Source organism: Streptomyces sp. NPDC085931 (genome assembly GCF_044540565.1).
Classification (GTDB): Bacteria; Actinomycetota; Actinomycetes; order Streptomycetales; family Streptomycetaceae; genus Streptomyces.
On record NZ_JBITSK010000013.1, the window covers coordinates 202,768 to 227,833 of the forward strand.

Annotated in this window: 26 protein-coding genes; 9 read left to right on the forward strand and 17 right to left on the reverse strand. The window is 70.8% G+C overall.

Going from position 1 to position 25,066, the window contains the following annotated elements; translation table 11 throughout:
• Window positions 1-42: 42 nt before the first annotated feature.
• The 3 genes from ACIGAN_RS26600 to ACIGAN_RS26610 are packed head-to-tail and all read right to left on the reverse strand — an operon-like array spanning window position 43 to window position 3,967.
• A complete protein-coding gene (locus tag ACIGAN_RS26600; RefSeq protein WP_365740716.1) occupies window positions 43-423 on the reverse strand; it encodes a GtrA family protein in 381 nt (126 codons plus the stop codon).
• The gene (locus tag ACIGAN_RS26605) at window positions 420-1,391 is read right to left on the reverse strand and encodes a glycosyltransferase family 2 protein (protein WP_399861254.1); all 972 of its coding nucleotides are present in this window, start codon (window positions 1,389-1,391) and stop codon (window positions 420-422) included. Before ACIGAN_RS26605 ends, ACIGAN_RS26600 begins: the two co-directional genes overlap by 4 nt.
• Window positions 1,385-3,967, reverse strand: coding sequence for a YfhO family protein (locus tag ACIGAN_RS26610; protein WP_399861257.1), 2,583 nt, complete (start codon window positions 3,965-3,967; stop codon window positions 1,385-1,387). Before ACIGAN_RS26610 ends, ACIGAN_RS26605 begins: the two co-directional genes overlap by 7 nt.
• A gap of 179 nt (window positions 3,968-4,146) precedes the next feature.
• On the opposite strand from ACIGAN_RS26610, the gene ACIGAN_RS26615 reads away from it, so the two are divergent.
• From ACIGAN_RS26615 to ACIGAN_RS26630, 4 genes are all read left to right on the forward strand, one after another.
• Window positions 4,147-4,815: an RNA polymerase sigma factor gene (locus tag ACIGAN_RS26615; RefSeq protein WP_399861260.1), complete on the forward strand. Its 669-nt coding sequence runs from the start codon at window positions 4,147-4,149 to the stop codon at window positions 4,813-4,815.
• A 39-nt stretch (window positions 4,816-4,854) separates the two neighbouring features.
• On the forward strand, window positions 4,855-5,769 hold the full coding sequence (locus tag ACIGAN_RS26620; RefSeq protein ID WP_399861262.1) for a CU044_5270 family protein: 915 nt from the start codon (window positions 4,855-4,857) through the stop codon (window positions 5,767-5,769).
• A gap of 322 nt (window positions 5,770-6,091) precedes the next feature.
• Entirely contained in the window at window positions 6,092-7,291 is a 1,200-nt protein-coding gene (locus tag ACIGAN_RS26625) for a sensor histidine kinase (protein ID WP_392120657.1), read from the forward strand.
• Entirely contained in the window at window positions 7,288-7,929 is a 642-nt protein-coding gene (locus ACIGAN_RS26630; protein WP_392120655.1) for a response regulator, read from the forward strand. The genes ACIGAN_RS26625 and ACIGAN_RS26630 overlap by 4 nt, the downstream gene beginning before the upstream one ends.
• Before the next feature lie 99 nt (window positions 7,930-8,028).
• On the opposite strand, the gene ACIGAN_RS26635 is transcribed toward ACIGAN_RS26630, so the two are convergent.
• Complete coding sequence (locus ACIGAN_RS26635; RefSeq protein WP_365740721.1) at window positions 8,029-8,352, reverse strand: putative quinol monooxygenase; 324 nt, start codon at window positions 8,350-8,352, stop codon at window positions 8,029-8,031.
• A gap of 277 nt (window positions 8,353-8,629) precedes the next feature.
• On the opposite strand from ACIGAN_RS26635, the gene ACIGAN_RS26640 reads away from it, so the two are divergent.
• The 3 genes from ACIGAN_RS26640 to ACIGAN_RS26650 are packed head-to-tail and all read left to right on the forward strand — an operon-like array spanning window position 8,630 to window position 10,924.
• Window positions 8,630-9,238, forward strand: coding sequence for a SigE family RNA polymerase sigma factor (locus tag ACIGAN_RS26640; RefSeq protein WP_399861266.1), 609 nt, complete (start codon window positions 8,630-8,632; stop codon window positions 9,236-9,238).
• Complete coding sequence (locus ACIGAN_RS26645) at window positions 9,231-10,103, forward strand: hypothetical protein (RefSeq protein WP_399861270.1); 873 nt, start codon at window positions 9,231-9,233, stop codon at window positions 10,101-10,103. The genes ACIGAN_RS26640 and ACIGAN_RS26645 overlap by 8 nt, the downstream gene beginning before the upstream one ends.
• A gap of 50 nt (window positions 10,104-10,153) precedes the next feature.
• Complete coding sequence (locus ACIGAN_RS26650) at window positions 10,154-10,924, forward strand: hypothetical protein (RefSeq protein WP_399861273.1); 771 nt, start codon at window positions 10,154-10,156, stop codon at window positions 10,922-10,924.
• Window positions 10,925-10,968: 44 nt separating this feature from the next.
• Here the strand turns inward: ACIGAN_RS26650 and ACIGAN_RS26655 are convergent, their stop codons facing one another.
• The 8 genes from ACIGAN_RS26655 to ACIGAN_RS26690 all read right to left on the reverse strand — a co-directional run bounded on the left by ACIGAN_RS26655 (window position 10,969) and on the right by ACIGAN_RS26690 (window position 18,915).
• Complete coding sequence (locus ACIGAN_RS26655; protein ID WP_399861276.1) at window positions 10,969-11,994, reverse strand: Clp protease N-terminal domain-containing protein; 1,026 nt, start codon at window positions 11,992-11,994, stop codon at window positions 10,969-10,971.
• 68 nt (window positions 11,995-12,062) lie between these two features.
• Entirely contained in the window at window positions 12,063-13,172 is a 1,110-nt protein-coding gene (locus ACIGAN_RS26660) for a lysostaphin resistance A-like protein (RefSeq protein WP_399861280.1), read from the reverse strand.
• Window positions 13,173-13,289: 117 nt separating this feature from the next.
• Window positions 13,290-13,964 (reverse strand): response regulator, encoded by a 675-nt coding sequence (locus tag ACIGAN_RS26665; protein ID WP_392120644.1) that lies wholly within the window; start codon window positions 13,962-13,964, stop codon window positions 13,290-13,292.
• Window positions 13,964-14,605, reverse strand: coding sequence for a hypothetical protein (locus ACIGAN_RS26670; RefSeq protein WP_399861283.1), 642 nt, complete (start codon window positions 14,603-14,605; stop codon window positions 13,964-13,966). Before ACIGAN_RS26670 ends, ACIGAN_RS26665 begins: the two co-directional genes overlap by 1 nt.
• On the reverse strand, window positions 14,599-16,359 hold the full coding sequence (locus ACIGAN_RS26675; RefSeq protein WP_399861285.1) for a sensor histidine kinase: 1,761 nt from the start codon (window positions 16,357-16,359) through the stop codon (window positions 14,599-14,601). Before ACIGAN_RS26675 ends, ACIGAN_RS26670 begins: the two co-directional genes overlap by 7 nt.
• A 71-nt stretch (window positions 16,360-16,430) precedes the next feature.
• Entirely contained in the window at window positions 16,431-16,757 is a 327-nt protein-coding gene (locus tag ACIGAN_RS26680; protein ID WP_399861288.1) for a hypothetical protein, read from the reverse strand.
• A 235-nt stretch (window positions 16,758-16,992) separates the two neighbouring features.
• Window positions 16,993-17,955 carry a LysR family transcriptional regulator gene (locus tag ACIGAN_RS26685; RefSeq protein WP_399861291.1) on the reverse strand — a complete coding sequence of 321 codons (963 nt, stop codon included), beginning with the start codon at window positions 17,953-17,955 and terminating at the stop codon, window positions 16,993-16,995.
• Window positions 17,956-18,021: 66 nt separating this feature from the next.
• Window positions 18,022-18,915, reverse strand: coding sequence for a non-homologous end joining protein Ku (locus tag ACIGAN_RS26690; RefSeq protein ID WP_399861294.1), 894 nt, complete (start codon window positions 18,913-18,915; stop codon window positions 18,022-18,024).
• A 367-nt stretch (window positions 18,916-19,282) separates the two neighbouring features.
• Between ACIGAN_RS26690 and aroA the strand changes: the two genes are divergently transcribed.
• Entirely contained in the window at window positions 19,283-20,596 is a 1,314-nt protein-coding gene (gene aroA, locus ACIGAN_RS26695) for a 3-phosphoshikimate 1-carboxyvinyltransferase (RefSeq protein WP_399861297.1), read from the forward strand.
• A gap of 116 nt (window positions 20,597-20,712) precedes the next feature.
• On the opposite strand, the gene ACIGAN_RS26700 is transcribed toward aroA, so the two are convergent.
• From ACIGAN_RS26700 to ACIGAN_RS26710, 3 genes are all read right to left on the reverse strand, one after another.
• Window positions 20,713-21,108 (reverse strand): DUF6283 family protein, encoded by a 396-nt coding sequence (locus tag ACIGAN_RS26700; protein WP_399861300.1) that lies wholly within the window; start codon window positions 21,106-21,108, stop codon window positions 20,713-20,715.
• Window positions 21,109-21,195: 87 nt separating this feature from the next.
• Window positions 21,196-21,654 carry a hypothetical protein gene (locus ACIGAN_RS26705; protein ID WP_399861303.1) on the reverse strand — a complete coding sequence of 153 codons (459 nt, stop codon included), beginning with the start codon at window positions 21,652-21,654 and terminating at the stop codon, window positions 21,196-21,198.
• A 300-nt stretch (window positions 21,655-21,954) separates the two neighbouring features.
• The gene (locus ACIGAN_RS26710; protein WP_365740734.1) at window positions 21,955-22,584 is read right to left on the reverse strand and encodes a class I SAM-dependent methyltransferase; all 630 of its coding nucleotides are present in this window, start codon (window positions 22,582-22,584) and stop codon (window positions 21,955-21,957) included.
• Between the two features lie 36 nt (window positions 22,585-22,620).
• On the opposite strand from ACIGAN_RS26710, the gene ACIGAN_RS26715 reads away from it, so the two are divergent.
• A protein-coding gene (locus ACIGAN_RS26715) for an IS5 family transposase (protein WP_365740764.1) occupies window positions 22,621-23,510 on the forward strand; the annotation gives its coding sequence in 2 pieces (ribosomal slippage) (window positions 22,621-22,975 and window positions 22,975-23,510; 891 coding nt in all).
• Window positions 23,511-23,528: 18 nt separating this feature from the next.
• Here ACIGAN_RS26715 and ACIGAN_RS26720 read toward each other — a convergent pair.
• The gene (locus ACIGAN_RS26720; protein ID WP_365740735.1) at window positions 23,529-24,227 is read right to left on the reverse strand and encodes a hypothetical protein; all 699 of its coding nucleotides are present in this window, start codon (window positions 24,225-24,227) and stop codon (window positions 23,529-23,531) included.
• A gap of 161 nt (window positions 24,228-24,388) precedes the next feature.
• Window positions 24,389-24,841 (reverse strand): hypothetical protein, encoded by a 453-nt coding sequence (locus tag ACIGAN_RS26725; RefSeq protein WP_399861307.1) that lies wholly within the window; start codon window positions 24,839-24,841, stop codon window positions 24,389-24,391.
• Window positions 24,842-25,066 lie beyond the last annotated feature (225 nt).

Consider the following 25,066-nt stretch of genomic DNA (forward strand, 5'->3'; position numbering starts at 1 on the left):
GCTTGCATCCGCGGCACCGGTCGTGCAGGTCGGCAGACGGTCTCACCGTTCTGAGACCCGGTGGTCGGTGAGCATGATCCTGCGGGCAACCAGGAATGTCACGGGCACGGCCACCGCTGCCGCGGCCAGCGAGGCGATGCGGCTATCAACGTGAGCTTCGCGGACCAGAAGGTACAGGCCCCCGGTGCTCACACAGAGATTGACAAGGACCGACAGAGGAAAGCGTAGGAACTTCCGCCAGCTGACCGCCGTCCGGTAGGTGAAGCGAGCGTTGAGGAAGAACGATGACACGGTGGCCAGGGTGAAGGCCGACACATGCGCCGCCGTATAGGGCAGGAAAGTCAGGAGCAGCAGATAGAGCGCGTAGTACACAGTCGTGTTCACCGCACCGACGAGGGCGAAGCGCGGCAGCTGCGCGTTCATCGCCGTCCCTTGGAACCGGCGGAGAAGGTGAGGGCCGGAGCCGAACGGGCCGACAGGTGATCCTCTTTCAGGATGTAGTGCGGCCGTCGCTTCACCTCGTGGTAGATGCGTCCGACGTACTCCCCCACCACCGCGATCATGACCATGTGCACGCCCGCCAGCGCGGTGACGGCCGCCAGTAGCGTCGCGTAGCCGGGCGTGTCGACGCCGCCCACCACCACAGCGGCGATGATCCACACCGCGTACAGGCCGGCGCCCAGCGTCAGGGTCGAACCGAGGTGAAGCGCGGCGCGCAGAGGCCTGGTGTTGAAGGAGAGCACCCCGTCCACGCCGTAGTCGAAAAGACCGGTAAGACTCCACTTGCTGCTGCCGTGCTCCCGCACGGCGTTCTCATAGGCGAGGGTGGTGCTGGGGAAGCCGATCCAGGCGAAGAGACCTTTGGAGAAACGGTTGGACTCGGTCAATCTGAGGACCGCCCTGACCGCCCGACGGGACAGGAGCCGGAAATCGCCGACACCGTCGACGAGTTCGACGTCCATGAAGCGGTTGACGAGCCGGTAGTACAGGCGTGCTGTAGCGGTGCGCAGTGCTCCGTCACCGGTCCGCGTCCGCTGGGCGATCACCTGGTCGAAGCCCTGCCGGTGCAGGCTCACCATGCGCGACAGCAGTTCCGGCGGGTGCTGGAGGTCGGCGTCCATGAGCACGACGGCGTCCCCGGTGGCTTCGCGCAGTCCGGCCAGCATGGCCGCCTCTTTGCCGAAGTTGCGGCTGAACGAGAGGTACCGCACCCGTGCGTCGGTCTCGGCGAGCCGCCGCAGCGCAGGCAGTGTGCCGTCGGTACTGCCGTCGTCGACGAAGAGGAGTTCGTAGGTGTGCTCGGCGGTGGCTATGTGGTCGGCCACGCGCCGGTAGAAGTGTTCGATGACGGCCTGCTCGTTGTAGCAGGGCACGACGAGGGAGATCAGCACGGCTTGTCCAAAGAGGTTGTTCGGCCGCGCAGGGAGCGCAGACCGGCGAAGGTGCACAGGGCGAGAAGGGCGATCAGCGCGACACAGGTGCCAGCGCGCAGGCCCGGAGGGCGGAACTCACAGCGGAGTTCGGTGGCCCGGCCGTCGAGCGGGACGGCGATCAGACCGAGTCGGTGCTCGGCTGGGCGCGGCGAGTCGTCCCCCGTGGCGCAACGCCAGCCGGGGATGCGGGGGGCCGCGAGTACCGCGACTCCGGTGGATCTGGGAGGCAGCGTCGCGCGGACGGAGTGGCCGTCCACGTGCACCGCTCGTGCGCCTGTGGCCCTGAGGCGCTCGGCGGCGGCGCGCAACCGGTCAGTGTGCAGGCAGCCGACGGCATCGGTGGGCAGAAAACCGCCGTGTTCCGGATCAAGCCGGATCGTGAAGCGGCCCGACGCGGGCACGGTTCCGAGAAACTGGACGGCTGCCGTCTTGGTGACGGGGGCCTGGTCGGCCCGGAACCGGCCGGTGGGCAGCGGCTCTCGGCCGTGCGCCTGCCTGGCGGTCCCGGAGTAGCGCGGGGCCCACAGGTGCAGGCCGGTCCCCGCGGGACATGTCCCGCTGACCCGCCAGCCGTCACTGCGGCCAGGAACGGCGTGGCGGCCGTCCTCGGAGCGGACGGAAGAGCCCGCGCGGGCGAACGTCAGCCGGGGCAGCGTGTATACCGATTCCCCCAGCATCAGCTCCTGGTTGCGGAAGGCCGAGTCACCGAACTCACGTCGGACGGTGGCCGGGTGCACGGTCACCAGGGGCGGGACCGGCCGGCGCACCACGTCGACGGTGTTGGCCGCGTCCGGATACCAGTTCTGGTGCGGGTCGGGTGCGGTGCGCAGGCGCGCGCCCACGGAGAACACGACGTCCACGACCGGGTTGTCCACACTCTGCACCGACCGGCCCCGCGAGGTGTAGCCCCCGCCCAGGGCCGTGAGCGTACGAGCCAGGACATCGGAGGTGACACTGCTGTAGTAAGCGCCTCCCTGTCCGCCGACGACCAACGGGTCGTTGCCGACGGTCTGCTCCCGGCCGGGGTCGGTGCGGTAGCGGGGCCACGCGTCCACGCGGGCGATCGCCGCACGCTGGGTCTCCTGCCGTTCGCCCCAGGGCGCGTAGTCGTCCTTGCGGGCGACCCGCAGCCGTTCGGTGTACGCAGTCGTCGCCACGGACTGCCCGATCAGGACACAGCACAGCAGGACCAGACACCAGGACGCCGTTCGAGATGAGCGTCCTAGGGACCCCGGCGGACGCGCCAGGTACCACAGGGCGACGCCGGCGAGCGTCGTGCCGGCCACCGTGGTGGGCAGCGTCCACGCGCTGGCTACGTCGCTGTCGCTTGCGAGCGCGGCGAAGGCCGCAGTGAGCGCAAGGGCTGCCAGCAGCGGCCGTCCCTGCGGCGGTCCGTAAGCGAAGGACGTCCACGCCGCGACCACCAGCAGGCCGCAGACGATGAAGGCCGCCCGGTAAGGGCTCCCGTTGGGCGTGGCAAAGCCGTTCCACATGAGGTTGGTGGGAGCCCACTGCAAGGAGGCGGCCGCCACGAGGACGAGAACGCTCAGCGCTGCGCGCACGCGCCGGGGAACCGCCCGATTGAACGGCAGACTCAGCGCAAGCAGCAGGGCGACGGCGTCGACGTACAGCGCCGGGCTGGAGAAGCTGTAGGTCGCGGGCAGCAACCGCGTCAGCAGGTCATCGGCCGCAATCGGTGTGAAGGACCCGGTGCGTCCCGGGTACGCGTATCGCGTACCGAAGTACACGGCGAACACCACGGGCGCAGCCAGGCCCACGCCCACAACCTCGGCGAACGCGGCACGCAACAGCACCGCTCCTCGTGCGCGCCAGGGCAGAGGCGCCGCCCCCAGGCGGGCCAGCAGCAGGAGGCCGGCAGCCAGGGTAGCCATGTAGGCGGTGTAGAAGTTGGCGACCCAGCACAGCGCCACGACGAGGGCACTCAGCACCGTCCGCCGGCCCGCCAGTGCCCACTCGGTCACCAGGAACAGCAGGGGCAGGGCGATCAGACCGTCCAGCCACATCGTGTTGTAGACGGCGTCCGCGAGCGCCCAGCCGCATAACCCATAGGAGGCTCCCAGCAACCCGGCGGCCCACCATGCGCCGCTCCGCAGCCGCAGCAGGTAGGCGGCCATCAGAGCCGCGGCCACGGCCATCTTCACCAGGGTGATCACGAAGACGGCGACATCGATCCGGTCGCGAGGGAAAAAGGCCACCAAGGGCGCGAAGGGACTTGAGAGATACGTTCCGTAGTCAGGCAGGAAGCTGGAGCCGAAGCCGGATTGCCAGTTGAGGAGGAGGTCGCCGTCCGCCTGTCCGTGCAGCAGGTCCCACAGGCGGGTGTGGAAGGGCACGTACTGGTTGCCCAGATCGTTCACATTGCGCGTACGGTCGCCGAATGGAAAGGCTCCCGCGGTGGCGTTGCCCGCGCACAGGACCAGCAGCGTGATGGCGGCGGCCACCAGGGACGCGCGCCGCGCGTTTCCCGGCGGCCCGGTGGCCGTTTTGGTCTGAGTGTCGTTGTTGCTCTTCACACTCAGGACTGTCCACCGGGCGGATCGGGTCGCGGTGACCTGTGCCACACGCAGGGGTGAGGGCGAGCCGGGGCGGATCCCCGTGATGCGTCCGGTCGGCACCGGAGGACCATCCGCAGCGGTCGCCCGGCGTGACGCACATCATGGAGACGACCCGCTGGGAGCGGACAGGACGGAGCGTGGATCTTTCTCTACGTGCTCGAATACGAGCCGGTGACACTCAGGCGTTCGCACAGCTCTTCCGGGAGCACGCGCAGGCCGTGCACGGCCACGCCGCACGGTGGCTCGGCGATCCCACCACCGCCGAGGACGTCGTCTCGCTGACCTTCCTTGAGGCGTGGCGTCTACGGGAGAAGCTGTTGGACGACGACGGCGCCGCGCGGTCCGGCTACGAGGTGGACGTCGGTGACGGTCTGCGCGCCTGGCTGTTCGGCATCGCCACCAACGTGCTGCGCAACACCCGCCGTGCGGCCCGTCGGCACAGAGCCGCGCTCGACCGGCTCCCGAGGCACCGTTCCGACACTGACTCGGTGCCCGACTTCACTGATGCGCTGGTCGGCCGCATGGAGGACGCCGAGCGTCTCGCCGCCGCGCGGGTGGCGCTGGGGGAACTGCGCCCGCGGGAGCGCGAGGTGTTCGCCCTGTGCGTCTGGTCCGAGCTGAGTTACGCCGACGCCGCAGCCGCGCTCGGGGTGCCGGTCAGCACGGTGCGGTCCCGGCTTTCCCGGGCCCGGCAGCGGCTGCGACGCCTGGCCGAGAGCGAACTTGCGCGTCATCCCGGCCGGGCAGCCGCTCGTGACCGGAGAAGAAACGAGACGCCTGTCCGCCGGCGGACAGGAACCGGGTGACCGGGCCGACACGGCCTCGTCGACACAGGAGTGACATCGATGAATCCCACCGAACGCGAAGAACTGGCGCGGCTGTTGCCGACCCCGGGTGCCCCCGTTCTGCCGAATGACCGCCTGACCCAGTTGGAGTCCCACCTCATGCAAGAGATCACTCGCGACGCGCCCTCACAAACCACCCGCCCGGCCCGGGAGGGCCGGTCCCCGTCCCGGTCGTTCCGGCGTCTCGCCGCGATCACCGTGCCCCTCGGCGCCGCCGCGGTCGTCGCGACCATGCTCACCGTCGGCAACGGCGACAGCGGCGAACCGTCCACCGATCCCGAGGCGGTCCGGCTGCTGAACCGCATCGCCACGGTTGCCGCAGCCCAGAACGCCCCGCGGGTTCGCGACGACCAGTACATCTATACCGTGACCCAAGGCACTCAGCAGATCATGGACCAGGGCCGGGACACCTTCCGCCGCTCGGACTGGCAGGCCGTCGACGGCAGGCGCGACGGACTGGCTCGCATCACCGTGCTTGCAGGACCTTCCGGCAAGGGCACCAAGGACATGAGGCTGCAAGCCGACCCCAACAGCACCACTTACCGGGAGCTGCAGGCTCTTCCGACAGACCCCGATGCTCTGTACGAGCAGGTCTGGAAGGAGACGGAGGGTCAGGGACCAACCCATGAGGAGGCCGCTCTGGAGATGATCGGCTCCATGCTGCCGGGAGCCTCGCTGCTGCCCGAGGTGGACGCGGCCCTCTACCGCGCTGCAGCTCGGATCCCGGGTGTGACCGTGGTACCCAGTGCGAAGGACGCCGCCGGCCGGGCAGGCGTCGGTCTCGCCTTTGGCGACGGTAAGGACCGCGACGTGTGGGTCTTCGGAGACAAGGACCTGAACTACCTCGGCTCCGACGAGGTCGCTCTGCTCGACGTCGGCGTCGTCGACGAGCCCGGGCACACCCCGGCCGACTGACAACCACGGGTAAAGCGAGAGCCGCCCGGGGCTTGTCTCGCGGGTACTTCCGCGGGCAGGGCAGCCCAGCTTTGCCGCTCGCGACGGCGAGCTGCCCTGTCCACGGAGGCCGCCATCACGAAAGCAGGCGTCAAGGGTGCCGACGACCGGAGCGGTGGCGGCGAGCGTACGGCTGTCATCGCACGCGCTCAGGGGTTCTGCGCAGCCGGGTCCGGCCCGCTGCGTCACGCGGCGAGGCCGTGGGGGGCGTCCCCTGTGCGACGGCGGATCTCTGACTTTCGGCTGATCCGGTGCCCTCCGTACGGCCACTATCGTGTCGTCGATGCTGAACGAACAACCACCAGCTGGCTGGTCCGGGGCGGGCAGGGCGGCCGGTCTTGTCGCTCTGGTCCTGCTGGGATTCGCCGACACAACCTTCGGCGACACGACGACACTGGTGACCTCCTCGGCCAAGGGCGGATCGGCGCTGGCCGCCGCCGCGCTGTGGCTGACAGCCGGATCGCACGCGCGGCACCGGCTGTCGTCGCTCGCCTTGGTTGTGGCTGCTGGTTCGCTCGGTGTCACCGCGCTGCTGATCGCTGCAGAGGCCGATGGCCTGTGGGGGTGGGCGGAGGTTCTCGCGCTGGTGCTGCTCGTGATCACCGTGACCCATCGCGGGAAGGGGTGGGCCACGGCCCCGGCGGTGGTGGCCCTTGGCCTGGCGCTTTGTGTCCAGCCGTACCGGACTGCCGCCGAACATTCCGTGCCCTCGCTCTCCGACCACGCCGGGCTGTTCGGCTCGGTGCAGTGCCTGGCTGCTGCCGTTGCGGTGGGCGTCGGTCTGTACCTGCGCTTCCAGGCGGCCTCGCACGAGCGGCTGCTCGCCGCGGTGCGCGCCGAGCAGCGCGCGGAGTTCGCCCGGGACCTGCATGACTTCGTCGCCCACCATGTGACAGGCATCGTCGTCCAGGCGCAAGGCGCCCGTTACGTCGCCGAACTCGCCCCCGAGAGGGCGCTTGACGCCCTTGAGCAGATCGAGTCGGCGGGCACCCGGACGCTGAGCGCGATGCGGCGGATGGTCGGTGTACTGCGCGAGGCGAGCGAGGACGTACCTCTGGCGCCGCCGGTAGGTCTTAGTGAGCTGGCTCCCATGGTGAAGGAGTTCACGGCGGCGGGCGGGCCCCGTGTCGAGCTGTCCGTCGATGACGTGGCGGAGGACCTGCCGGTGGAGGTGGCGTCCACTCTCCACCGGGTCGTGATGGAAGCGCTCACCAACGTGCGCAAGCACGCAGGCGCCGCGCGTGTGGTGGAGGTCGACATCCGCCGCACACCCGACCGATTGTCCGTCCGAGTGGCGGACGACGGGGCGGCGCGGCCCGCCCGATGGTCGCGGTCCGGGTTCGGGCTGGCCGGACTCGCCGAACGGGTCGGCACGATCGGCGGCCGCATCGAGGCCGGGCCGGGAACCGACGGGGGGTGGGTCGTGACGGCTGTCCTGCCCGTGAAAGGCTGTGGCGTGAGCGATGAGGACGGCGCGGTATGACGATCCGGGTGTTGGTCGCAGACGACCAGGCGATGGTACGGGCCGGCTTCGGGATGATCATCGGGGCGCAGCCGGACATGGAACTGGTCGGTGAGGCCGCGGACGGCGTAGAAGCCGTCGAACTGGCCACGCGGCTGCGGCCCGACGTGGCCCTGATGGACATCCGGATGCCCCGCATGGACGGGTTGCGGGCGCTTGAGCTGCTCGCCGGGCCGGACGTCGCCGATCCGGTCAGGGTCGTCATGGCCACCACCTTCGACCGGGACGAGTATGTCCACACAGCTCTGCGACGCGGCGCCTGCGGCTTCCTGTTGAAGGACGCGGGCCCCGCGCTGCTGGTGGAGGCGGTCCGGGCGGCCGTCTCCGGCGAAGCTTTGATCAGCCCGGCGATCACTGTGCGCCTGCTACGGTCCCTGACCGTTCCGGTACCGGCCCGGGACGCCAATGGGCTGTCCCCCAGGGAGTGCGACGTGATGCGGCTGGTCGCCCGGGGGCGCACCAACGCGGAGATCGCACAGGAGTTGGTTATCACCGTCGGCACGGTCAAGAGTCACCTCAGCAGCATCCAGACCAAGTTGTGCGCCCGCAATCGGGTCGAGATCGCCGCTTGGGCTTGGGAGCGGGGGCTGGTGGGCTGAGGAACCCGGTCCGCGTGTGCGGCGGGTGTGCCGGGCCGGGCGGGCCGGGCGCTCCCAGGCCCCGGCTCGAGTGGCCGTGGCCTGGGAGCGCGGTGACGCTCAGCGCAGGGAGGCCTTGTCGGTGGTGCCGTAGCCGAGCGGGGTAAGCACCTGTATCTGTGGTGCGCCGGTGAGCAGTTCGCCGACCCGGCTGAGGGCTTCGGCGAGCCAGGGCGCCGTGTTGTGGTCGTCGAGGTCCTGCTGGGAGGCCCACTTTTCGATGACCACCACGGTCAGTGGGTCGTCCGCCACTTCGTGGGCTGCGTAGGTGAGGCAGCCCGGTTCCTGGTGTGTCTGCTTCACCACCGAGGCGATGACGCCGCGGGCCTCGTCGGCCCGGTCGGCCCGCAGGTGCAGGGTGCCGATCACGATGACAGGTTCCACTGTCCGTTCCTTTGCTGTGCACGCCGGGCGTTCCGGCTGACGGCCAGCGAACCACCTGGTTTGGTGGGTGCGGAAGGTCCGATCCGGCATGCCCCCATGCCGTGCGCGCATGGGGGGGCGGGCGTCTGTGAGGGCGAGCCGGGTCGGGCCGGTCCGCCGGGGAACCGGTCTGGAGACGGATGGGAAAAACATCTCGTTGCGGGCAACCGGGCCGGTGGGCCAGAGGGTTTACCCGATGTGGGAGATCCGAGAACGGCACAGGCACGATGGCGGGGACATGTCCGGCGCGACAGACGACAGAACCGGTGCGCGGGACGGCCAGGAGTCCAGCGTGCGAGATTTCGAGGAGTTCGTCGAAGCGTGCGGGCCGCGCCTGTTGCGGATGGCATGGCTGCTGACCGGCGACGCGCACCTGGCCGAGGACCTGTTGCAGACGGCGCTGGCCAAGGTGTGGCCGAAGTGGCCTCGTATCGCGCGGGAACACCCGGAGGCGTACGTCCGCAAGACGCTGCTCACCACGCACGCCTCGTGGTGGAGGCGCCGCTGGCGGGGCGAGGTGCCGCATGGCGAAGTCCCCGACCGGCCCGCGGGCGGCGACCCGTTCAGCGGCGTGGACCTGGAGCAGGCGCTGTCGGTCACTGTGCGGCAGTTGCCACCGCGGCAGCGCGCGGTGCTCGTACTGCGCTACTTCGAGGACCTTTCCATCGAGGAGACGGCGGACGTCCTGGGGTGCCGGCCGGGGACGGTCAAGAGCCAGGCTGCCAAGGCCCTGCGGACCCTGCGAGGGCTGCTCGACGGCTCCTCCCACGTCCCGGCCGACGGTCACCGGCCACAGGAGCGCGGACCGCGCTCCGCGAGCGGAAGGGGAGGGCGGTCGCGTGCCTGATGCCGAAGACGGACTGACCCCCGTGCGCGAACCGGCCGAAGTGCGGGCGCTGCTGGAGCGTGCGGTGCCGCAACTGACCGCTCCCGCGGACCGTATGGGCCGGATCCGGCACCGTGTCCGGCGACGCCGGCTCAGGCGGACGGCCGCGGCCGCCGCCGTGGCCCTGGTGGCGGCAGCGATCGCCGTGTGGCCCGGCACGGGCTGGCCGCCGGGCCGGGAGCCGGCTTCCGTGCCGCCGGCCGCAACTGCATCCGCGGACACGCACGAGTGGGTCGTACGGTTCCCCGATGCCGGGAACCTGGTCTTGACGCTGCCCGACGGCTGGCAGGCGCGCACGGTGGCGAGAACGGACCGCCCGACTATGGTCTACGCCGCTACGCAGTCGCTCTCCCCCGGCGCCGTCGAACCCGGCTGCGCCGAAGGCCTCGCGCACCGCAGGGATGCCTTCGCCTGCGCGCCGCTGACCGCTCTGGAGCGCGGTGGCGCCATCGTCAGCTTCGCACCAGTCGAGGCCCCGGACACCACCCTGCCCCTGACCGCCACGTTGTCGCCGACGGCCGCACTCGGCGAGGCGTGCAAGGGCCTGGGCGGACGGCTCGAGTACCCCGCCCGGTCCGTGGTTCGGTCCGCGGACGGTGCCTACGCCCTCCAGGTGAGCATCTGTCTGGGCGAGCCCTCGACCCGGCCCTACGCCGCCGACAGCGCAGTCCCATCGATGCCGTCCGCTTCCCCCGGCGGCCGCGGCGGGCGGCCGGACGGCCCCGTGCCCGGCTTCACCGTCGCCCCGTCAGCCGGTTCTCCCGACGCCTGGGCCAGCGTGCTGCAACAGGTGCAGTCGCTCATCAGCACTCTCCGCTACGGCTGACGCGCCGACTTCCTCTTTCCCATCTCCTTCTCGCGAGAGGTTCCTCAGTCATGCCCATACGCCCTGGACGCCCGCTCCCCGCAGCCGTCACTCTGAGTGCCGTACTCCTAGTGAGCGGCTGCATTTCGTCCGCCGATGGCACGGAAGCGGCAGCGCCGGCCGCTACCACCCAGGCCGGCGTGGCCGGCTGGCCGACCGTGCCCGATGCGCGGCCCCAGCCGGTACGGAGTGAAGCGCCCTTGCCCGGTGTGGGCTCGGCCATGCTCGACGACATCCCCGCCACCTCCCGTCAGGTACTGCTCGTCACCGGCGACGGCGCGGACGAGAACACCGCCACGGCCGTGTTGTACGAGCGCACCGCCGCCGGCTGGGAACCGGCCGCGGGGCCCTGGCCCGCGCACAACGCGCTGAAGGGCTGGACCGACGACCACCGCCTGGGCGATCTGCGCTCACCCATCGGCGTCTTCGGGCTCACCGACGCGGGCGGCCTGCTCCCCGACCCGGGCACGCGTCTGCCCTACGACCATTCCTCGGCGTTCAGCATCTCCGGCACCGGGTTCGAAGGGGAGCCGCTGGCGGGCTCGTTCGACTACGTGGTCGCCATCGACTACAACCGCAAGCCGGGCACCACACCGCTGGACTGGACTCGGCCGCTGGGTGAGGACAAGGGCGGTGGCATCTGGGTGCACGTGGACCACGACGGTCCCACTCAGGGCTGCGTCAGCATCGCCGAAGGGCACATGAAGGAACTGCTGCTCGCCCTTGATCCGGCTCTGGACCCCGTCATCGTCATGGGGGACGCGGCCGCACTGGCCCGCTGAGCACCGATCCGGACCGGCCCGGACCGCGGATCGGTCGCGCCGGATCAGTGATCCGGGGAGGTGGTCAGTGCGTCGGCCAGTTGCCGGGCCCGGGTCTCCTCCCCGAGCAGGAGCGCCACCAGCGAACCGGTGCCTGCGTCGTCAGCGGCGGCGCCCGGACCCGCCACCTGGTCGAAGTACCGCTCGGCGGGCCGCGCGTCGGCCGTCAGGCGGATGCGCCCACCGGTCAGGACAGCATGCGTCAAGGCATAGGTCAGGCCCAGGCCTGCCAGCCGCTCGCCGCCCGCAAAGCGAAGGGCGAAGGCGGAGTCCCCCGCCCCGGTCAGGTGCGGGTACCGGAGCGCGACCTCATGGGTGGCCAGAACCCCCAGCAGGATGTGCTCCGTGCGCACCGCGGCGTCGCCGAGTCCACGTGCCTGTTCGTAGCTCTCCTGACGGACCCACTCGACAGGCATCGAAGCCCAGTTGACCCCGCCGCCGCGGATCAGCCATCGCCTCCAGGGGCGCATGTGCCGGTAGGGGCGGCGACCGAGGAGGGCGTCGCGAGTGGCGTGCAACAGGGGGGTCAGGCCGTCCTCTCGTGGGCTGCCGGCGCCACCGTCGAGACGGGCCCGTAGAGCCTGTGGTGCGACGCCGCAGGCTGCCAGTGTCTCCACCGCAGGGTTGTCGTCCTCCAGCAGACCGCGCAGCAGGTGCACCGCGCCGAACTTCGCCGCGCCATCACGCCGGGCGTGTTCCATCGCGGCGGCCAGCGCCTTGGCCGCGGCCCCTGTGAAACGGAGGCGCCGGTCACCGTCGTCCCCGAGGACGTCCGGCGCGGTCACACTCGCGCCGGTGTCGTCGTCGCCGTTCCAGGCACCGACGCGGCCCTCCCGGTCCCGCAACACCGCGAGGAGCGCGACCTTGGTCGCCCCCTCGTCCGCGAGTGCTTCGCGTGCGGGCCCCTTGACCGTAGTGAGTCCGGCGAGCAGGTGCTCGGTGCCGATGGGGTCTTCGGCTGTTGCCCGGGCGCCGCGGGCAGCCCCCAGGACTCCCACGGTCCTCCACTCCGGTTCCTTGATCGCTTCCATGCGGTCCTTCCCCTTCTTGTCGTGCGGCCTCGCAGGCCGGGGCTCTCGGCCCGGGCGGGCCGTGCCGCTCACTGTGCCGGGCGCTCGTCGGTACCGGGGTGTACGGGCGGGGGCGCGGCCGGTGCACCGGATCCGTGAGGTGGTTCCGGGCGGTGTCCGGGGCCGTACGGCGTTGTGGCCGTTGGCGCCGGGTACGGACCGGGGGCGTACGCGACGTGTGAGGTGTAGTGCGGCAGGGTCGACAGCGTTGTGGGACGGGCGATGACCGCGGGGATGGCGAGGCGCTGCGGCGGTTTGCGGCGTGCGAGCCACAGCACCGCGGCGGCGTACAGCAGGCTCGTCATGGTGTCGACGGCGGCGATCTGCCAGGGCAGGTCGGCTGCTGTCTCGTCGGAGGCCAAACCGTCGACGGTTGTGGCAGCGAGGCCGAAACCCATCAGGTTGTTCATGACGTGCAGAGCGACGGAGGCCTCCAGCCCTCCGGTGCGTATGGTCAGCCAACCCGCGATCAGGGCGAACACCAGCAGGTCGGCGAAGCCCCACGGGGTGCCCCAGCCATGGGCGGCGGCGAAGAGCACCGCCTGTGGCAGCACCGCGCACCACGGCGAACGCAGGAACCCGCCCACCGCCTGCATCATCCAGCCGCGGAACACGTACTCTTCGGCTGCCGCCTGCAACGGTACGAACACCGCCAGCACCGCCATCGAGGTGAGGAACGCCGGCAGACCCACCCACTGGTCCGTAGCGGTGGACTCCTCCTCGCTTGTGGGGAGGAGGAACGAGGCCACGGCGAGCAGCGCGACGGCCGGTACCGCAACCGCCGAACAGCGCATCAGCCAGCCCCAGCGCAGCCGCCCGGCTACCGACGAGACGCTTCCGGCTGGTCTGCGCTCCGTCCAGCGTACGGCCAGCAGGACCAGGGGAAGCATGAAGGCGATGTATGACAGTTCCAGCGCGGTGGTGGGCAGCAGGCCGAAGTCGATGGAGCCGTCCCGCAGTTCCGGCCGGCCGGCGACCGTGCCGACGGCGTAGGAGACGGTGTCGACCACGATGACCAGCAGCAGCCAGCCACCGGCCAGCAGCGGCACGCCCAGCAGCGGCCGCCACCACCGGTGGCGGCCGGTGAGGCGGGCCAGCCGGTGGTATGGGAGGGACGTCGAAGCAGCAGGTGTTGTCATGTCCAACAGCATCCCGCTCACCTGTGCGCGCGGCGTCCGACGTCGGCAGGAAAGGCATCTCTACCTCAGGTTGCAGATGCGGACCGGTACGCCGGCACCGGCTCACCCCCGACGGGCTCAGTACCCCGCGCGGGCCGGGTCGTCGGATGTGCCGCGGGGACGGACGAGGCCCGACTCATAGGCGAGGATGGTCGCCTGAACCCGGTCACGCAGGCGAAGTTTGCCGAGCAGGGCGTTGACGTGGGACTTGACGGTGCCGGTGGTCACCCCGAGCCGGTCACCGATCTCGGCGTTGGTCAACCCGGAGGCGATCAGCACCAGCACTTCCCGCTCCCGGGGGGTCAGACCGGCCAGCTGCCCGGAGATTTCGGGCGGTACGGGCGCCCCGCGCGCGAACTGCCCAATGAGTCGGCGGGTGACGGCCGGGGCGAGGATGCCGTCCCCCGCGGCGACCACCCGGATGGCGGCGAGGACCTCATCGGGCAGGGCGTCCTTGAGCATGAAGCCGGACGAGCCGGCGCGCAGCGCCTCGTACACGTAGACGTCGAGGTCGAAGGTGGTCAGGACGAGGACCTTCGGTCTGCTCTCCAGGGCGGTGATCAGGCGGGTCGCGGTGAGGCCGTCCATGCCGGGCATGCGGATGTCCATCAACACCACGTCAGGGGCAAGTCGTTCGGCGAGGGCGACCGCTGCCCCGCCGTCACCGGCTTCGCCCACCACGGTCAGGTCGGGTTCGGCGTCGACGACGGCGGCAAACCCGGCGCGCACCACCGCCTGGTCGTCGACGACCATCACGCGTACGGCGATGACGTGACCTCCTGGCTGACGGCCCGGTTCGGTGTGTCACCGGCGGGCAGGGACACGCGCAGCGTACCCGCCCGGTCGACCGTCAGTTCGCCCTCCCCCGCCTCCACCTGGACGCGCAGCCGTTCGGCCACCGGTCCGGCGGCTGCCAGAAGTACCCCGGTGACCGTGAGGTGCACCCGCTCCCGGCGCCGGCGCAGCGTAATCCGTACCGGTCCGCGGTCCCCTGCGCCGAGCGCCGCCTCCACCACCCGGTACACCGTCAGAGACACCGCTGCCGGCAGGCCCTCGGCGGCTCGGGGCAGTCCGTGCGACGTCACCTTCCGCCCGGCGGCGCGCCAGGTACGGCACAGCTCGACGAGGTCGGCCGCGACCGGCTGCGGAGCGTGCCGCGCCTCCTCGGTGCCGCCGCGCAGGCTGCCCAGCAGTTTCCGCATCGCCGCAAGCGCCGCCCTGGCCTCGGTCGCGACGTCGTCAAGGTCCCCGGTACCGGACCGAGCCACCATCCGCTCGGTATGTTCCAGTACCTCCCTGTGCAACTCGGTGGCAATGCGTCGGCGTTCGGCGGCGGCCTTGTCGGCGGCCCGCCGTTCGGTATCGGCGAGCGCGCCGCTCTCCCGCGTCACCACCCGCAGCCGGCTTCTGCGCGCCGCCCGGCCCGTCCCCCAGGAGACGAGCAGCAGCGGGCCCGTGGCGCACAACAGCAGCGACGCCGTCCAGCCGACAAAGCCACCGGATCGTCCGCTGGCGAGAGCACAAGCACCCCGTCGACCACGGCCGTCACTGTCATCGCGGCCACCAGGTTCACGGTGGCGGCCAGGACCGCGCCGAGGCCGCGCACGGTGTGCCGGCCATAGGCGGCGACCGCGTACGCCGCCATCGCCTCGCTCACCACGGCGCCTGGCAGCAGGCTCGCCCAGGCCGGCGGGACCAAGCCGGAGGCGCACGCGGCGGGTAGCGCCCAGACGGTCGCGGCCACCGCGCACAGTGCGGCCCAGGGCGCCTGCCGCCGCCACAGCAGGGGCAGCGCGTGCATGGTCAGCAGCGCCGCCAGTGCGAGCAGGCCGGCCGGGTCGCCGGGCAGCGCCCCTTCCACGATGGCGGAGAGCAGTGCGAAGAGCGGCACCATCACGGCGGTGAACATCAGGCAGGCGTCTGTCAGTCGCTGCTCGCGGCGCGGGGTGGGCCGCCGGGCGGTCTGGTCCGGGCGGACGGGTCCGGTGTGGTCCGGCAGGGTCGCACGCACCCGCCAGCCACCGTCCGCGGCGGGCGCCGCCGTCAGGGCGCCGCCGACGGCCGCTGCCCGTTCGTGCATGCCGGTAACGCCGTGGCCCGAGCCGAGTCCAGTGGTGGCCCGCAACCGGGCCTGGGTGGCGCGTGGCGCATCATTTTCCACCGTCAGGTCGAGGACGTCGCCGTCACGCCGGATGCGGACGCGCACAGGAGCGCCGGGGGCGTGCCGCAGTGCGTTGGTCAGGGCCTCGCGGACGATGGCGAGGACGGTCTCGGCTGCGGGGCCGGCGAGGTCGTCGGGCAGGTCGGCGTCGACGGGCCGGCCGAGCCGGCCGAACGCGGCGATGAGGTCCCGCAGCCGTCCGCTCACCGGCCTCGCTTCGGGCGGCTCAGTGTCGTGTAGGACGGTGGCCAGGCGGCGCAGCGCAGTGCGGGTCTCCTCGCCGGTGCGCACAGCGAACGATGTGGCCTCAGCGACGAGTTCCGGCCGTCCGGCGCCGAGCCGGCGGGCCGCGTCGACCGTGACCACCACGGAGGTGAGGTGGTGGGCACTGACGTCGTGCAGTTCTCTGGCGAGCCGATGGCGCTCGGTGTCGGCGGCCCGCCGACTGTCCTGCTCGGCCCGGGCCAGCCGGCCAGCCGCCGCCCACCGGCCCCCAAGCCACTGCCGCCGTGCTTCTCCCAATCCGGCGCACGCCACACACAGGGCGGCGGTGATCGCCAAGTCGGTCAGCGACACCGGTACGGAGCCGGAGCGCAGGGCGCCCGGCAGCCAGCCGCATGCGACGGCGGCGGCGGTAGCGGCGGCGGTTACCCGGCCGCCGCAGCGCACCGCCACGGAGTACAAAGCTGCGAACGCGCTGATGTTGCTGAAGTGTTCCGGGGCGGTCGTGGTGCCGATGACCGTTCCGGCCAGGGTTCCGGCCAGGGCGCGGAGCGGATCGTGGCGGCGCCGTCCCAGTGCGACGAACTGCAGGAGGAGGGCGATCGTCAGTCCGGCGGGGGGCAGCACATTGTGCGGCGGGCCGCCCCACACCAGGACAGCCAAAATCACCGCGTTGGGCAGCGCGAGGGTGGTGGGCAGGAGCCAGTTACGCAAAGGTTCCATGTCGGGTGCGAGCGTAAGCGACGTATCGGGCGCGTACGGCACCGGCGTCCGTCCCCGGCGCGCGGCGTACGGGCGGTATCGGTTCACCGGCTGTTCCTCGCGCCGGACCGGGGTCAGGAGAGGGAATCCGGTGTGGCGGCGGGACGGGTGTCCGCCCGGTCGCCTCGGTGTCCGCGGTCGGCGTCGCGTCGGCGCAGCCGGTGGTATGCGGGGGCGAGCAGCGTGGCCACGAGCAGGCCGCACGCTGCCTGGAAGGTCCAGCGGAGCCAGCCGTCAGGGGCGCCGTGGATACGGTCGAGTGGGAAGTTGAGGGGGTAGGCCATCACGGCTCCGATCAGCAGCAGCCACCAAGGGCCGGACCAGCGGCCCTTGGCGAACGCGGCGACGCCGAGGGCGAGTGTGATGACCACGGCCGTCACGACGGTGAAGAGGACAGACATAGGGGATCACTTCCTGCCCTGCCGGGCTGGTGAGGAACGGATGCGAGGGGTGTGGCGGGAGAGCCGGGCCGCGTCGCCGGAGAGCACCGCATGCGGCCAGCGGCCTGGCTGCCCCGCCCAACACTGGTGGGTGTGACATCAGCATTGCGCCCGCAGACAGCCCATTCGTCGTCCAGCGGTACGAAGCCGGTCTATGTCCCAGGGTGGAGACGGCACCCGGTGGGGGAAGCGGTGGTCAGCGTGACATGGCGTCGGCTCGTGACGCTGGGCCCGGCACCGTCGCCACGGATCGGGCCACGCTGCTCGGTGGCGGGAGGTCGGGCCGACCGGCGGGTGTGGCGTGCGCGATGAAGCGGTGCACGTCGGTGGTGGCTCGCTCCCGGACCCAGACCAGGTGGAGCGGCAGCCGGGGGCCGTCCGCCAGCGGGATGCTGACGGTTCCCTCGGGCCGGCCGGCGCCGTTGTCCGGATCCGCGGTGAAGGCCACGGCCTGTCCCAACCGGACGACGGCCAGCATCTGCAGGCCGTCGCTCACTTCCACACCCGGGCGTCCAGGCGGTCCGTCGGGCCACAGGGCGGGGTCGCTCAACGAGGCGCTCGCACCCAGCCAGCGGATCACCGGCTCGTCGGCGAGCTCGGCCAGGGTGACCGACCGCCGCTCGGCCAGCCGATGCGCCGAGCCGACCAGCACGTGGCCACGTTCGTGGCGCAGGAGCCGGGCGGCGAGGTCGGGGGCCGTTACCGGGCCCCGCCACAGCGCGATGTCTGCCTGCCCGCAGCGCAGGCGGGTCAGTTGATCGTCGATGGTTCCGACTGAGACCTGCGCCCGGTACGGGGCGCGAGCCTCGTTGAAGGCGCGCACCAGGCGGTCTAGTAGCAGCACGTCACATCCGGGGCCGCTGACTGTCACCACGGAAGTGGCGGCGGCTTCCCGGCGTACCTGGGCGGTCGCCCTGGTGGCCTGGGCCAGCAGCGCCTTGCCTTCCTCCAGAAGAGTCCGGCCGGCTGGCGTAAGGGTCACGCCTTGCGGACTGCGGACCAGCAGTGCGCTGCCCACGGTCCGCTCCAGTGCCTTCACGGCACGGGAAAGGGCCGGCTGGGTCATGGCCAGCCGGGCAGCGGCCCGGGTGAAGTTGGCCTCCTCGGCCACGGCGACAAAGTAATGGACCTGCCGCAGCTCTAGTTCGGGTTCAGCCATGCCCGTCATGCTTCCACGTGCGGATATGCCGGTGCGGCATCGGGTTATGCGCTGCATGCTTCCACTTCACGCACTCCTGCGCGGTTTGCGCCCTGATGCCTTCTGCGCTGCGGTCTTCTTGGCCGGCTGCTTCTTCGTCGTCTTCTTCGGCATGTCGTGGATGTCGGCGTCCTCGCCGCGGCCGGCCCGCGCCTTCTGTACGGACTGGGTCAGGGCGGCCATGAGGTCGACGATCTGGCCCGGCTCCCCCTCCGGCTCCGGCAGGGCCGGTGGCTCGCGGTGCTCCCGCTTGGCCTCTATGATTTGCTCCAGGGCCTCGGTGTAGGTGTCCTGGAACTCTGCGCCTTCGAGGTCCTCGCGGGTCATGCTGTCCATCAGCGCCAGAGCGCCCTCGATCTCCTCGTCGGACAGCTCCACCGGCGGCGGCAGCAGTTCGCCGGGGTCGCGGATCTCATCGGGCCAGCGCATGGCGTGCAGGACGATCACGTCGTCGCGCACCCGCAGCAGGCCCAGGCGTTCCCGCCCGCTCCAGGCGTACTTGGCGACGGCGACCTTGGCGGAGCGGCCGAGGGCCTTCGCGAGGAGCTTGTAGGGCTTGTGGGCGACCTGCCCGGACGGCTGGAGGTAGTAGCCCTCGCCGATCCGGATCGGGTCGACGGACTCCAGGGGCACGAACGCTTCGATCTCGATGGCCTTGGCCGTGGGCAGGGGCAGGTCACGCAGTTCGTCGTCGCTGATCGGGATGACCTGCTCCTTGGTGAGCTGGTAGCCCTTGCCGATCTCGTCATTGCGGACCTCGCGGTCCTCGGCCTCGCAGAACTTGCGCACCCGCACACGGCCCATGTCCTCCAAGTGGTACTGGTGGAACCGGAGACTGTGATCTTCGGTGGCGCTGACGACGTTGATCGGCACGGTGACCAGACCGAACGAGATGGCGCCTGACCACACGGTTCGGGGCATGAAGTACCTCCGCGCTAGCCCCGAGCAGCACCAGCCTACGAGCGGCACAGCCGCCGCGCACGCGTGCGCCCGCCGGCTCGGCAGGGCGGGGGTATGTGGCCGCGGAACGAGGAGGCGCTGTGTCTGCGGGCGGCGACCAGGAGAGCTCGTCGCTTTTCGGGATCGGGCTGGGGCCGAGGGCGACACGCATGCTGCGTGCGGCCGCTGGGGCCCGTGTTGTGGGGGCGCGGACTTCTCGAATCGGGGCCCGCGGTGCCGTGCGAGACGCGTAGTGTCGACCGTGAGCGTGATCGTTTGGACACGTTGAGTTGTCCCCTGTCGCTCGTTCTCAGGCCGTGCACGTTCCCTGCGCAGAGGAAGAAGTCTCATGACACCCCCCGCCGCTTCCGCTCTCGACGCCGTCTCCAGCCTGCGGGTGACTGGGGCCGGGCCCGCCCGTGGTTCCCTGCGGGTGCCGGGCGACAAGTCCATCTCGCACCGCGCCGTGCTGATGGCGGCGATGGCCCACGGTTCCAGCGTCATCACCGGTCTGTCGCGGGGCCAGGACGTGACGCACACGCTGCGCGCGGTCGAGCGCTTCGGTGTGATCGTCACCGATGCGGGTGACGGGCGGGTGCGGGTGGAGGGGCCGATCCGGCACGAGCCGGACGATGTCCTCGATCACGGCAACGCCGGCACCGGCATCCGGCTCACGGCGGGGGTGTGCGCGGGCATCGACGGCATCTCGGTGCTGACCGGGGACCGGTTCCTGCGCCGGCGCCCGATGGAGCGGATCGCCGCACCCCTGCGACTGATGGGTGCGGACGTGGACGGCCGGGAGCGTGGGAATCTGGCGCCGCTGATGATTCGCGGTGGCTCGCTGACCGGCATCACCTACGCACCCAAGGTCGCGTCAGCGCAGGTCAAGGGGGCGCTGCTGCTGGCCGGTCTGTCCGCTGCGGGCCCGACCACGGTGGAGGAGGTGCATGCGACGCGCCGGCACACCGAGGAGATGCTGGCCGAGTTCGGCGCCCGGGTGCGGGTGGACGCTCACCGGGTGACGGTGGAGCCCGGCCGGCTGACGGCGACGGACGTCAGCGTGCCGGGCGACCCCAGCCAGGCAGCGTTCTGGGCGGTGGCCGCGCTGCTCGCCGATCAGGGCGAGATCGTGGTCGAGAACCTGTATCCCGGGTTCGGGCGCAGCGACTTCGTCGGCGTGCTGGAACGCATGGGGGCCGACATCACCTTCGACACGACCGCGGGGACGCTGAGCGTGCGCGCGTCGCGGCTGCAGGCGGTGGAGCTGACCGCTGGGGACATTCCCGGCATCGTCGACGAGGTGCCGGTGCTGGCGATGGCCGCCGCCGTCGCCGAGGGCACCACCGTGATCTCCGGCGCGGGTGACCTGCGGGCGAAGGAGTCCGACCGGATCGCCTCCACCGCGGCGATGCTGCGGGCGTTCGGTGTGAAGGTGACCGAGACGGAGGACGGCATGGTCATCGAGGGCACTTCCCGGCTGCGTCCGGCGCGGGTGGACAGCCACGGTGACCACCGGATCGCGATGACGGCCGCTGTCGCCGGCGCGTGCGCGGCCGAGGGGACGACCGTGATCGAGGGCTGGGACTCGGTAGCGACCAGCTACCCGCGCTTCGCCGAAGACCTGATGCGGCTGACCGGGGCGGGCGCCGCACCGGTGGCATAGAGGCCTCCTGTAGGAGCCTGGGGCCCGCTCTGCCCACCGGGGGGGGGGAGCGCGGGCCGCTTGCCCGGGCGTCGTCCCGCACCCGGTGGGGCTCGTGGCAGCGGTGACTCGGCCAGTCAGTCGTGTGCGGGCGCCCTCAGTTGCTCGGCGCGGGCCGCCAGGAGGGCGTCCAGGCTGGCGTACAGGCGCGGCCAGTTGCTGCGGGGTTTCACTGCGTGGCCGGGCAGGATGTCGAAGGCCAGTGCCAGCCGGATCGCGAGGTGGTATTCGCCCACCGTGGCCAGCCAGCCCGCACACCAGCGGTAGGCGTGGGCCGTGCCCGGCTGGTCGAGGTGGCAGGCCACCACAGGAGCGCCGACCGGCGCCTCCGCTCCCGGCCCCCCGTCGGCCCGCCGCAGCATGTCCATGTCTTGCTCCGAGAACGCGGTGAGGTCGGCATCCGTGCGCCACGGACACCGCGTGCATGGCCAGTCGCGGTACTCGTGCACGGCGCCCGGCGTCACACGCCACACTGCGGCCCCACCGCCCTCCCCGGGCGCGCGCCCGTCCGACAGGCTTCCTCCACCGGCCCCTCCACCCTGCTCGCTCGACAGAGGAGCTCAACGACAGTCCCGAGTGGTGAACTTTGTAGCCGGTTCTGTGCCCTTCCCGGTGTCCGCCTCGGGAAGGTTCCAGCGGGCAACTCCGCCCCACTCGTCGGTGATGATCACAGTGCCGCCCTTAGAAGGTGGATTGATATCTGTGATTGCCTTGTACGCCTTGCCCGGCTCCAGGTCGGCATAAATGAAGTAGTCGTCAATACACCCTTGCCATGGAGCGTTTGTGTAATCCCACTCCTCGACCTGGGCTCCGTCACCCTGCCACTTGATCATGTTGCCGGTCTGTTCACCGAGTGTGCCACCGGACGCCGACTTCATCGTGAAAGCGAGAGCGACGGCATACTTGCCATGCACGCTGGCAGTCTTGTCCTTGGCAAGAGCGTCCCGGTAGGCAACTCCGGTGAGCGTGACCTGGAGGGGCTCACCGTCTGTGTCACTGAGGGTGGCGGTATCTCCCACTGTCCACCCGGCAGGATCTACGTTCTTGGTAGCGGTGGTACCGCTGGGCGAGGCTGACGCTGGCCCTGCCTCACTTCTATTTGCCGAGCACGCCGACGTGGTGAAAAGCACCGTGGCTAAACAGGCTGTGATTGCGACCGTTCGCATTACGGCTGGCCCCCAGTGATCAACGCTACGTGTTGATCACAGTACCAAGGGGCCACTAGCGCCCGTCTGACAATTCCCGTCGGATCAGCGAGCGTCCGCCGAGCCGGCATTCCGGAGGTGCTCCGACCGTCCGGCGGGTCTTGCCGGGCCGGATCACGAACGGCGGGCCAGCAGGTGGGCATCGAGGAAGCCCCGTTCGGAGCCCGGATCGTGGAGCAGCCGGGCGAAGGGAACGAGCCCGGCATCGGCCAGCAGTTCGGCGAGGCGGTCCGCCGGCCAGCTGTAGGCAGGCGCCACCTTGTGGTCGAACCAGACCGGCTCCGGTCCGTCGGTCCCGAAGAAGGACACCAGGAGCAGACCGCCCGGAGCCAGAACGCGTACCTGCTCGGCGAGCAGCCCCGGCAGTTCCTCCGGAGCGGTGTGGATCATCGAGTAGTGGGCCAGTACACCGCCGAGCACACCGTCCTCAATCGGCAGCGACTCCATCCGCGCCTCCTGGAAGTGCAGCGCCGGATGGGCCCGCCGGGCGTGGTCGACCATGCCGGGGGAGAGATCGAGCCCGAAGGCGTCCAGGCCCAGCTCGTGCAGCATGGCCGTCAGATGCCCGGGCCCGCACCCGACGTCAGCTGCCCGCAGGTTGCCCGTCGCGCGCACGAGTTCGGCGAAGGTGCTGATCATGGCCCGGGCGAACGGTCGTGTCTCCAGCCGGTCTGCGAACAGCGATGCGTACAGCTCGACGACTCCGTCGTAGGCCGCCCTGGTTTCGTCCTGATGATTCGCCACGCGCAGGACCCTATAGCCGGTCTGATCATTGATCTTGTGGCAGGTCGAGGTGAGCTGACGGATGCGGCGTGGGAGCGAATAGAGCCCCTGCTGCCGCGAGTGGATGGGCGTGGTCGTCCGTGGCGTGATCACCGGCAGGTGGTCAACGGGGTGCTGTGGCGGCTGCGGACGGGGGCTCCGTGGCGCGATCTGCCCGAGCGGTACGGACCCTGGCAAACCGTCTACGAGCGGTTCGCCCGCTGGGAAGCGGACGGGACGTGGGCGAAGCTGCTGGAACACGTCCAGGTCCGCGACGACGCGGTGGGCCGGGTGGAGTGGACCGTCTCCGTCGGCTCCACGACCAACCGAGCGCACCAGCACTCGGCCGGCGCCCGCAAAAAGGGGCCGCAGACGGGGACGAACCGGAAGATCCGGGCCGCTCGCAGGAGCGTCAGGCCATCGGCCGGTCTCGGGGCGGGCTGACCACCAAGGTCCACCTCGCCGTCGACGGCCGTGGCCTCCCTCTGTCCATCGTGCTCACACCCGGCAACGTCAACGACGCCACCGCCTTCGGCCAGGTCCTCGACAGCATCCGCATTCCGCGCGCTGTTACGGGCCGACCTCGCACGACACCGGCGCGGGTGCTGGGCGACAAAGCGTATTCCAGCCGGGCGATACGCCACCTGCTGCGGCGCCGGGGCATCGTTGCCACGATCCCCGAACGCCGCGACCAGATGGCCAACCGCCGGCGACGCGGAACCCACGGCGGTCGCCCACCCGCCTTCGACAAAGACATCTACCGCAACCGCAACGTGGTCGAACGATGCTTCGCCCGTCTCAAGCAGTTCCGTGCGATCACGATGAGGTTCGACAAGCTGGCCGATCGCTATCGGGCTGGAATCGTTGTGGCAGCTCTGGCCCTGTGGCTCCGCGAGCCCGCCGGGTGATCATTTTTCAGACAGGCCCTAGCGCTGAGTCTGTGCCATTGCAGCGATCTCGGGCGCCGTCGCCGTGGCCCGCTGGCCTGCCTGGACCTGCTGGAGTCGTTTGATAGTGGCGGCCAGCACGTCATGGGCGTCTGTGGGATCCGCGCCGACGTCCTCCACTGTGACTCGGGCGATGACGGTGCCGGACCTGCTGTAGCCGTAGACCGTGCCACTCGATCCACTGTGGGCGAGGAAGACCGACTCCTCTCCGACTCGACCGGTCTCGAGGGGGGCCGTTTCATCCGTGTTGGGCCACTGGTCGTACGCCGCCTTCGCGTGCGCGACACTGTCGAACTGGCAGACGTCTAGATCAATGCCTCGTGAGACGGTCGATCCCTGATAGTCGTAGTCGCCGCTACCCGCTCGCTGCCAACCGGCCGGCGCTGGGGTGTCCAGCGGAGCACAGTCGTCGGGCTCGCCCGGCATGCGCTTGTGCAGACTGCCGGGAAGGTAGCCGGGGGCCAGGTCTTCAGCGTCGGGAATCGCCTGTGTGAGTTCCCCCCGGCTGAGCTGCTTGGTCAGCGGCAGGTCGGTGTTGTCCTTGGACGGCCTTGCTTTGCCGGTTCCGCTCGCTGACGGCGCCCCAGCGGGGGTCGGCGGTGTCTTGTCTGCGGAGCAAGCGGATAGCGAGAGGCAAGCCAGAAGGGTCGCGACGAGGGGAAGGTGACTCCGTGTCATGTTGTCAACATAGATCAGCTCCGGGCCGCCAGCTCTGAATCTCGCCAGGTACCGCGGGGCTCGACAAGATCCGGAAGAGACGCCATAGGAGCATCCCGTCACAGCCTTGGCCCGCTCCCCCAGGTTCGCCGCCGTGGGAGCGGGCCAATCCTGTGGCGGGGCTACCAGGTGTAGCGGTGGTAGGTGAACTCGGCGGCGTAGGCCTCCTCGACGGCCTTGCGTGCCGTGGGGGTGAGCAGGTCGCGGTAGCCGGTGCCGGGCGGCCGGAACTGCGCCTTGGCTCGGGGCAGGGCGAGGGTGGGCAGGCCGGTGCGGGCGGTGAGGGCATCGAGGCCGGCCTGTAGGTGTTCGTGCCGGATGATCTGGTCGACCATGACCGTGCCGCTGTGGTCGGTGTACAGCGGCCAGTTGAGCGCGTCGCGGAATTCGCCGGTGTCGATGAACTCCTCGATGGGGATGCGGGGGGTGGTGCGGTGGCGGTGGAAGTACAGCGAGAGGACCTTCTCGTAGGGGCTGCGTTCCAGGCACACGGTCAGGTAGCGGTGATAGGTGTGGGGGCCGAGCTGGGCTGCCCGCCACCGCCCGCAAGGAGCCCGCCCCCCTGTGGCGCGCATCGTTGCGCCCCTTCAGCCTGGTCATCCGCACGGACACCGGCTCGCCGCCGGCCGCCCGCGCCGAGCCCGTGCCGGCGGTCCACACCACCAGCAGCCCCGGTCCCAGCGCAGCGGCAGCGTCCAGCAGCATCAGCCGCTCCGCCGTGGCCCACCGGCACATGTACGCCCACAGCGCGCGCACGCCGCACCGCTCCAGCCGCACCGGCCGCGCGGCGACTGGCCGGA